At 59.8% G+C, this 8,146-nt stretch carries 10 protein-coding genes; 3 read left to right on the top strand and 7 right to left on the bottom strand.

All coding sequences use genetic code 11. The annotated features are described in order from the left end of the window. Nucleotides 1–337: hypothetical protein (locus AC13CN_RS17205; protein WP_483053285.1), on the top strand; the 337-nt coding region annotated here is incomplete at its 5' end. 295 nt (nt 338–632) lie between these two features. Here AC13CN_RS17205 and AC13CN_RS17200 read toward each other — a convergent pair. Continuing rightward, a complete protein-coding gene (locus AC13CN_RS17200; RefSeq protein WP_054645409.1) occupies nt 633–1,631 on the bottom strand; it encodes an IS5 family transposase in 999 nt (332 codons plus the stop codon). A gap of 224 nt (nt 1,632–1,855) precedes the next feature. Here AC13CN_RS17200 and AC13CN_RS17195 point away from each other — a divergent pair, with 224 nt between their 5' ends. Together AC13CN_RS17195 and vapC are read left to right on the top strand one after the other, a co-directional pair. Beyond that, complete coding sequence (locus tag AC13CN_RS17195; RefSeq protein ID WP_022990190.1) at nt 1,856–2,050, top strand: type II toxin-antitoxin system VapB family antitoxin; 195 nt, start codon at nt 1,856–1,858, stop codon at nt 2,048–2,050. Beyond that, nucleotides 2,047–2,448, top strand: a complete 402-nt coding sequence (vapC, locus tag AC13CN_RS17190) for a type II toxin-antitoxin system VapC family toxin (protein WP_054641852.1) — start codon at nt 2,047–2,049, stop codon at nt 2,446–2,448. The genes AC13CN_RS17195 and vapC overlap by 4 nt, the downstream gene beginning before the upstream one ends. 528 nt (nt 2,449–2,976) lie before the next feature. Here vapC and cobO read toward each other — a convergent pair. The 6 genes from cobO to AC13CN_RS17160 all read right to left on the bottom strand — a co-directional run bounded on the left by cobO (nt 2,977) and on the right by AC13CN_RS17160 (nt 8,140). Then, nucleotides 2,977–3,588 carry a cob(I)yrinic acid a,c-diamide adenosyltransferase gene (gene cobO / locus AC13CN_RS17185; RefSeq protein WP_054645396.1) on the bottom strand — a complete coding sequence of 204 codons (612 nt, stop codon included), beginning with the start codon at nt 3,586–3,588 and terminating at the stop codon, nt 2,977–2,979. A gap of 25 nt (nt 3,589–3,613) precedes the next feature. Continuing rightward, nucleotides 3,614–4,054 carry a YtoQ family protein gene (locus tag AC13CN_RS17180; protein ID WP_044629351.1) on the bottom strand — a complete coding sequence of 147 codons (441 nt, stop codon included), beginning with the start codon at nt 4,052–4,054 and terminating at the stop codon, nt 3,614–3,616. A gap of 111 nt (nt 4,055–4,165) precedes the next feature. Beyond that, on the bottom strand, nt 4,166–5,476 hold the full coding sequence (locus AC13CN_RS17175; RefSeq protein WP_062360326.1) for a cobyrinic acid a,c-diamide synthase CobB: 1,311 nt from the start codon (nt 5,474–5,476) through the stop codon (nt 4,166–4,168). A 14-nt stretch (nt 5,477–5,490) separates the two neighbouring features. After that, the gene (locus AC13CN_RS17170; protein WP_044629353.1) at nt 5,491–6,279 is read right to left on the bottom strand and encodes an ABC transporter ATP-binding protein; all 789 of its coding nucleotides are present in this window, start codon (nt 6,277–6,279) and stop codon (nt 5,491–5,493) included. Next, the gene (locus tag AC13CN_RS17165) at nt 6,279–7,250 is read right to left on the bottom strand and encodes a FecCD family ABC transporter permease (protein WP_082051443.1); all 972 of its coding nucleotides are present in this window, start codon (nt 7,248–7,250) and stop codon (nt 6,279–6,281) included. The genes AC13CN_RS17170 and AC13CN_RS17165 overlap by 1 nt, the downstream gene beginning before the upstream one ends. Continuing rightward, nucleotides 7,250–8,140: a cobalamin-binding protein gene (locus AC13CN_RS17160; protein ID WP_253557442.1), complete on the bottom strand. Its 891-nt coding sequence runs from the start codon at nt 8,138–8,140 to the stop codon at nt 7,250–7,252. The genes AC13CN_RS17165 and AC13CN_RS17160 overlap by 1 nt, the downstream gene beginning before the upstream one ends. Between the last annotated feature and the right edge of the window lie 6 nt (nt 8,141–8,146).

Below are 8,146 nucleotides of genomic sequence, written 5' to 3'. Positions count from 1 at the left end.
CAAAGAAAGCGCTTCGCTCTTCCTCAGTCCAGATTTTTCTGGCATCTGCTTCAAATGTAGGGGTTTCGATGATGGTAAACATGACAGTCAATATACGTCATTGACGGAGTTTTGCAAGATGCTGGTCACAAGGGTTAACGCTGAGCACAGCGGCGACCTTGGAATGGCGACGAAGGAGCCATGGAAAGGGCGTCCGGCGGCCATCGGCCGCGTACTGCTGCGACTTGTTAAGGGCCTGTTCACCCTTGGTTTTTATTGGGCACCCAATGCTGAATGCCAACTCCCGATACTGTGTGCCATCTTGACCCATTGCGCCAGGAACCAGGCCACCGAATGAGCGGAAATTACCCGACGATTACGCCGGATTGCCCCGCGACCTGAACTCCAAATTACGCGCCGAAGCCGTTGCCAAACTTAGGGCTGTTTTCTGCCTGCCGGCAACCTGCCAAGCGGCGGTAAAACACCAAACCAAAGAACACCGGAGCAAGGCCTTTAAGGAACCGCTGATCAATTCGGTTCTAAGCGGCTGAAGCGCTCAGAATGGTACTTTCACCGCATCAGCGGTCGCTTTCTGACCAGTAAAGATGGCCTATTTCCCCTGCCAGCCGGATTATTCGGCTGGCAGGGCAGATTCAAGGCGCACTGGCCCCGTCAACTCGTCCTTCACATCTCGTCGCCAGCACCAGGTTGGCCAGCCCGAACAGGCTGAATAGCTGCGCCTGGTTCTTGGCCAGCCCCTTGTAGCGCACCTTGCGGTAGCCGAAGAGGTTCTTGATGACGTGGAACGGATGCTCAACCTTGGCGCGGATGCTGGCCTTGGTTCTCTCGATCTTCAGCAGCAGTTCTTTCATCGGGCTCTCTTCCATCTTCTTGATGCCGCCCCGTTTGGCCGCGATACAGCAACGGGAATCCTCCGCGTCCTTCTCTTCACCCAGGCGCTTGCCCATACCGATGTAGCCGGCATCAGCGTGGACTCGCTTGTCATCATCCCGCACCAAGTGGTCTGCCATAGTGACATCTGCCACGTTAGCCGAGGTGGCAACCACGGTATGCGTCAGCCCGGTCACCGCGTCGACGCCAATGTGAGCCTTCATGCCGAAGTACCATTGGTTGCACTTGCGGGTCTGTTTCATCTCGGGGTCGCGCTGCTTGGCCTTGTTCTTGGTGGAGGGCGCGGCCGCGACGATGGTGGCGTCGACAATGGTGCCCTCACGCATAAACAGCCCCTTCTCGGCCAGGTGAGCATTGATCTCCTCGAAGATCCGCTGCGTCAGGGCATGCTTTTCCAGCAGATGGCGGAAGCGCAGTAGTGTGGTCGCATCCGGCACGCTCTCGATGGCCAGGTCGATCCCCACGAAGTCGCGCATCGCCTGGCTGTCGTAGATGGCATCTTCGAGCGCCTCGTCAGCAAGCGCATACCACTGTTGCAGGAAGTAGATCCGCAGCATGCGCTCAAGGCCGATGGGCGGCCGGCCCCGCTTGCCCGCCGCGTTTGGGAAGTAGGATGGCGACAACGCATCGATCAACCGTTGCCAAGGCACTAGCGACTCCATCTGGGCCAGAAACCGCTCGCGGCGGGTGACCTTCTTCTTGTTCTGGTGCTCTGCCTGGGCGAACGAGATCTGCTTCATAGGACGGCTCTGTCAGACGGTGGTGGGATGATCAGATTCTACCCCGCCGGTGTCGATCCGGCAGCTACGGCGGGATTTGTGCAGTGTTTCCTTAACGCCCGGCTCACGCGTCGGTTTGGAGCCGCGAAGCGGCGGAAAATCGGTCGCTGTGCAGCCGATTGTTATGTTTTCCCCGAAGTGCTAGACTGTGTATAGAAACTGCAAACCATACACATAGGTGCACCATGAGAACAAACATTGTCATTGACGACCAGTTGATGGCCGAAGCCCTCAAAGCCTCTGGCTACGAAACCAAAAAAGAAGCCGTTGAGCAAGGCCTGAAACTTCTGGTCCAGTTGAGCAAGCAGCAGGAAATTCGAAAACTGCGCGGCAAGGTCAAGTGGGAAGGCGACCTGAATGAAATGCGGAGCGCCGGATGATACTGGTGGACACCAGCGTCTGGATCGACTATTTCAACGGAGTCACTAACCCACATACTGACCTGTTGGATGCCTCGATAGTCCAAGGATCTGTCGCTATCGGGGACCTCATATTTCTGGAAATCCTCCAAGGCATCCGCAACGACAAACAGTATCGTCAGACCAAACAAAGCCTGATGGCGCTAGATCAATATGAAATGTTTGGCAAAGATATGGCAGCCAAATGTGCCGACAATTATCGAGCGCTTCGTAAAAAGGGCATCACGATCAGAAAGACTGCCGATGTGATCATCGCGACATTTTGCATAGAGAAGGAGCTACCCCTGTTGTTCCTGGATCGTGACTTTATCCCCTTTGTTGATCATCTTGGACTTGAGCCGGCTCTGAGAGAAACATAACAGTGATTATACGCCCTTCCACATAACACTTTTGAACGCGCCAGCATGATTATTGATGTTATATCGCCACTCAAACAGGCATAAACCACTGTTTCTAATAGACTATGTCTGACTCATGGCAGCATAAACAAAATTCGCGTGCCTGCTGCTTTTTACGGTTTAATCATACTCTATTGATGAATTTGGCTTTGGTCACGTAGATTTTTGGAAAAATTGCGTTGGGTCAAAGGATGGAGTGGTTTGAGGAGTGTGAGTGAGGGGATGTGGCGGGGCCGGGGCGGCTGGGGCCGCCTTCGCGCCGGGCCGCCGCTGCGGGTGGGGTGAGGTTTGGTGGCTTGATTGTCGCGAGCTAAAGCTTCCTGCCACAAGGGTGGGTGGGGTGAGGTTTGGTGGCTTGATCGTCGCGAGCTGAAGCTCCCTCCCACAATGGGGGCTTCGTGCCGGTGTCCGCGGCGGGTGGTTGGGGCTCAGTTCGCAACGTCTCGCACTAACCTGTCACCCCTCTCCCCTTCCACTTTTCGCCTCACTTCAAAGCTCGATGCCTTTTTGGGCTTTGATGCCTTGGTCTTTGAAGGCGTGTTTGACGACTTTCATTTCGGTGACGGTGTCGGCGAGGTCGATGAGTTGTTGGGGGGCGTAGCGGCCGGTGACGATGGCGTGTTGCATGTCGGGGCGGGCTTGTAGGTCGTCGAGGATCTGGTCTAGGTCGAGGTATTCGTAGCGCAGGGCGATGTTGAGTTCGTCGAGCAGTACCATGTGGTAGCGGTCGTCTTGGAGCATGCGCTTGGCTTGTTCCCAGGCGGCGTTGGCGGCGGCGACGTCGCGTTCGCGGTCCTGGGTGTCCCAAGTGTAGCCTTCGCCCATGACGTGGTAGTCCACGTTGGGCAGGTTGCGGAAGAAGGCTTCTTCGCCGGTGCTGAACGCGCCCTTGATGAACTGCACCACGCCTACTTTCATGCCGTGGCCCAGGGCGCGGGCGAGCATGCCAAAACCGGAGCTGCTTTTGCCTTTGCCGGGGCCGGTGAGCACCAGCAAGATGCCCTGCTCTTTATCGGCGCGGGCAATGCGCTCGTTCATGATTTTTTGCTTGGCCGCCATGCGCTGAGCATGGCGTTCCGGGGTTTTGGCATTTTCGCGCATGGGGGCTCCTTGGGGTGTTTTACCTTTACGCTTTCAATACGTAGCGCAGGGTTTCCACGACCTGATCGGTGGTGGTGCACCAGGCTTGGGCCTGGGCGTCGACTTCTTTCAGCGGGTGAACGATCTCTTCGCTGTGCAGCGTGATGTAGGGCTTGGCCAGGGCTGCGCAGTAGCCTGCATCGAAGGCGGCGTTCCACTGTTTGTACTTGTCGCCAAAGCGCACCACCACCAGATCGGCTTGTTCGATCAGGGTGCGGGTGCGGATGGCGTTCACTTTGGAGGACTGGTGGTCACGCCAGAACCCGTTCTCCGGTTTGCCCAGGTGGTCGCCAGCGGCATCAGAGGCGTCGTGGTCGGTCACCGGGGCGGTGAAGACCACGTCCAGGCCTGCGGCTTCTGCGCCGCGCTGGATCTCTTCGCGCCAGTCAGTGTGAATCTCGCCGGAAAGGTAGACGTAAAAGCTCATAGTAGCTCCTTTAGGGTTGGGGAGTGTCTCGCCGCTCTATGATAGCCCACTACTGCTTTATGGAAAAACCTTCCATATTTTTGGGCTAATAGCTGCGCGCTCCCCTGCCCGTTACTCCGCTAGGTGAATTGGTTGGCCGGTGAAAATATCCGCCACCAATTTAGGCGCGGAGGGAAAGTAGCCGTGGAAATAGCTGGCGATCAGCGCGCCCTCACGGTAGATGGGTTCGGCTTCGCTACCAGCCAATTTGCGGGTGCGGGCCAGCGGTTGCATGGAGGTGTCCAGCAGCGAGTGATGGTAGGTGTGGCCGCGCAGTTCGCCGCGTTGGCTGTGTAGGCTTTGTAGGCCTAGCGCTGTCAGCTTACCGGCCATTTTGGCGGTGCCGGGCAGCAGCCCCATCATCGTGTGGCCTGTGCCTTCACCGTCGACCAGCTGCTCGACGCAGCTCATTAGCCCGCCGCACTCGGCGAGTATCGGTTTGCCTGCGCGGTGGTGGGCGCTGATCGCCTCTCGCATCGGTTGATTAGCACTAAAGCGGGCGGCGTGAAGTTCCGGGTAGCCACCGGGCAGCCAGAGGGCGTCGCATTCTGGCAGTGTAGAATCGTTGAGCGGTGAGAAGAAGTGCAGCGCCGCGCCCATCTCCTCTAATACATCGAGATTGGCGCGGTAGATAAATGCGAAGGCGTCGTCTTTGGCGATGGCGATACGCACGCCGCGCAAATAGTCCGGTGCAGGCGTGGGGGCGTCAGCACTTAGCGATACCTCTTTAGGCAGGCGACCTAGCCCAGCTTCTTCTAACACCTTGGCGGCGGCGTCTAGCTGGGCATCCAGGCCGCTCAGCTCGCTGGCTTGCACCAGGCCCAAGTGGCGGTCGGGGATTTTCATCGCGTCATGACGGGGAATTGCGCCCAGCAGCGCAATGCCTTCCGGCATGCTCTCATTCAGCAGCTTGCTGTGGCCGGGGCTGCCGATGCGGTTGGCGATCACTTCGTGAATAGTGAGATCCGGGTGGTAGTTGGCCAGGCCTTGTGCCACCGCGCCAAAGGTTTGCGCCATGCCCCAGGCATCAATCACCGGCAGCGCGGGGATGCCCGCCAGGATGGCTAAGTCCGCACTGGAGGGTGAGCCATCGAATAGCCCCATGGAGCCCTCCACCAAAATCACGTCAACTTCTTGGGCGGCTTTGGCTAAGCGCCAGCGGCACTCGTGCTCGCCGGTCATCCAGGGGTGAAGCTGATACACCGGCTGGCCGGAAGCGACTTCTTGCACCATGGGGTCTAGGTAATCGGGGCCGTGTTTGAAGACCCGCACGGTGCGCCCGGCGTTACGGTGCAGCCGTGCCAGCGCCGCCGTGACCATGGATTTTCCCTGACCCGAACCGGGGGCGCTGATGAGCGCTGCGTGTGCTTTACCTTGCAACATGTCTCTTCCTTAAATCACTCATGGTCGGTAAGGGGTGCCTGGATGGGCACGAACACCGGCGCACCATCCACATCTACCGTAGCCAGCCGCTGTTGGTAGAGCCGTTCTAGGGCGCTGGGCACCAGCATGGTGTCCCGGGGGCCCCAGCAGGCTTCGCCGCTGGGGTATAGCAGCAGAATGTGGTCGCACCAGCGGGCGGCCAGGTTGAGATCGTGCAGGCACATCATCACCGCGCTGCCCTGGGCGGCCTGTTCGGCCATCAGCGCCATCACCGCGCTTTGGTGGTGTAAATCCAGGTGGTTGGTGGGTTCGTCCGCCAGCCAAATATTGGGCGCTTGGGTAAGCACCGTCGCCATCGCCACCCGCTGGCGTTCACCGCCGGAAAGCGTGCTGACCAAGCGGTGGCGAAGATGTGCCACATCCAGCGCTTCCAGGGCGGCCTCGGCGCGGGCGTAGTCGTCGGCACCTTCCATCTGCCATAGGGAAAGGTACGGGTGGCGGCCAATCAGCGCGGTCTCCAGCACCGTGGCGGGAAAGCCGTCTAGCCGCTCTTGAAACACCAGCCCTAGGCGTTGGGCCACTTGCCGCCTGCGCAGCTGGCTTAGTGGCGTGTCTCCTATCAGCACCTGCCCTGAACGGGGGGCGTTCAGCCCCGCCAGCGTATGCAACAGCGTAGTTTTACCCGCGCCATTGGGGCCAAGCACGCCCCACACCTGCCCCGGTTCAATGGTGAGGTTCAGCGCCGTGCCTTCGCTACGCCCTGGCACGTTAATGATCAGGTCTTGAGTCGCCAAGCGGGTCATCAGCGGCTCCGGTAGAGCAAAAAGAGGAAGGTGGGCACACCCAGCAGCGCGGTAATCACGCCTACGGGGAGCTGCTCGGGGGCAATCATGGTGCGCGCTAGGGTATCGGCGAGTACCAGCAGCGTGCCGCCTGCCAGGGCGCAGGCAGGTAAAATCAGCCGCTGGTCGTTGCCGAGCAGCAGGCGCAGCATATGGGGCACTACTAGCCCCACAAACCCAATGCTGCCTGCGGTGGTCACGGCGGTGGCGGTCAAGAGGCTGGCGGCAATGTAAATTCCCCACTCCAATGGGCGAACATCCACGCCCAGGGCGGCGGCCTGCTGGGGGCCACGGGCCAGTACGTTGAGGCTGCGCCCCAGGGGTATCAGCAATACACAGGTGGCGATTAATAGCAGCAGCGGCGGCCACGGCGCGCGAGCGTAGGATAAATCCCCCATCAGCCAGTAGAGCATCCCCGGCAGCCGCTCGGCAGGGCTTAGCGCGAGCATCAGGGTAATCACTGCGCCCCACCCCGCGGCCACGACCACGCCCGTCAGCAACAGCCGGGCAGGCGTCCAGCCGCCGCTGCCGTGGGCTAGGCCAAACACTAAAAACGTAGAGAGCAGCGCGCCTAAAAATGCCGAACCCGAAATAAGCACACCGCCCATCCCGGCCAACATGGCCGCCAATGCCCCCATCGATGCCCCACCAGACAGCCCCAGTACGTAGGGGTCTGCCAGCGGGTTACGCAGCAGCACCTGCATCAAGGCACCGGCCACCGCCAGCAATCCGCCCACCGCAAAGGCAGAAAGCGCCCGTGGCAGGCGAAGCTCGATCACCATGGTACGCGCCAGCACATCGCCCTGGCCCTGCACCACCGCCCAGAGCTGCGCTGCCGAAAGCTGCGCGCTACCCACCGCCAGAGAAAATAGCATGGCGGCCACGGCGATCAACGCCAGCAGGCCAAGGGGTTGCCACAGGCGCGCCACCATTAAGAGGCCCCGCGCTTTTGGCGAGTTTGTTCAAGTTTCTCACACAGAATTTGTGCGCCTTCCAACAGGCGCGGAGTGGGCCGCTGAATTAAAGAAGGTGGCACAAAATAGAGGTTATCGCCCGTTACGGCGGCTAAATTGGGGTACTGTTCCCAGTGGGTGAGCCAGTGGCGGTTCTCCTCTCCCATGCCTCCAGCAATAATGGCCTCGGGGTTGGCGGCCAGCACGGCTTCGTCATCCAGTCTTGGCACCAGCCGTTCCAGCTCGCCAAAGACGTTCTCGCCGCCGCAAAGCTCTACTACCTGACCAATCAGATGTTCGTTATTAACGCTCATCAGCGGCTCGTCCCACACCTGATAAAACGTGGGTACCGGGTCGCGCTCCCTGTAGCGGGCGGTGAGCGCGGCCATGCCGTCTCTAAACTCGCTAGCCGCCTGCCGCCCAGTTGGTTCAGTTCCCGCTAAAAGGGCCAGTCGCTCAATGGTGTGGGCGACGTCTTCCACGCTACGCGGCTCGATGTAGAACACCGGCATGCCCAGCGCTTCTAGGGTTTCCATCTGCTCGGCGGGGTTACCTGTTACCCAGCCGATGACTAAATCCGGGGCAAGCCCGACCAGGGCTTCCAAATCGATTCGGGTGTGGCTGCCCACCGAGGCCACGTCCTTTGCTTCCGGCGGGTAATCGCTGTAGCTCACCACGGCCACCACCTGATCTCCTGCGCCTGCGGCGTAGGTCAGCTCCGTTGCCCCTGGGGAGAGCGTGGCAATACGCCGTGCAGCGTTGTGCAGGCATACTTCGCGGTCACGAGCATCTACCACGCAGCGTGAGTGGTCGTGCCCCTGGGCGGGTATGGTTATGAGCAAAAACGCGAGGCCCAAGGCCCCGCGCATTAACCC

The organism is Vreelandella sp. L-25, from assembly GCF_056857535.1.
This window is presented reverse-complemented; position numbering and strand designations above follow the sequence as displayed.